Below are 406 nucleotides of genomic sequence, written 5' to 3'. Positions count from 1 at the left end.
CCGCCGTGCCCGTGGAATCGACTGAGCAGACGCAAGAGGAACTCATCCTGGGGTTCCTCTCCGAGAGTGGTGACGACTACACCTCTGGCGAGGCCCTGTCGGGCAAGCTGGGCCTTTCCCGCACGGCCGTCTGGAAACGCGTGGAAGCCCTTCGCACCAAGGGCTACCGCATCGAGGCCATCCCCGCCCGGGGCTACCGGTTGGTGGAAGTGCCAGACCGACTCACCTCGCTGGAGGTGGCGCCGCTGCTGGAGACCCATGACCTGGGTCGTACCCTCCACCACCACGCGGTCCTGGGCTCCACCAATGAGGTGGCCTTCCGCCTGGCCCAGGACGGGGCCGAGCACGGCGAAGTCGTCGTCGCCGAGCAGCAGACCTCGGGCAAGGGCCGCCGGGGACGGGTCTG

Annotated in this window: 1 protein-coding gene; it reads left to right on the top strand. The window is 68.7% G+C overall.

Annotation, left to right across the window (positions count from 1 at the left end; all coding sequences use genetic code 11):
* Positions 1 to 5: 5 nt before the first annotated feature.
* On the top strand, positions 6 to 406 hold a 401-nt coding region (locus tag D7Y04_RS43165), incomplete at its 3' end, for a biotin operon repressor (protein ID WP_199749844.1).

Source organism: Corallococcus sp. AB038B (genome assembly GCF_003668955.1).
GTDB lineage: Bacteria > Myxococcota > Myxococcia > Myxococcales > Myxococcaceae > Corallococcus > Corallococcus exiguus.
The sequence above is the reverse complement of the archived record's forward strand: the minus strand, read 5'-3'. Positions and strand labels throughout refer to the sequence as shown.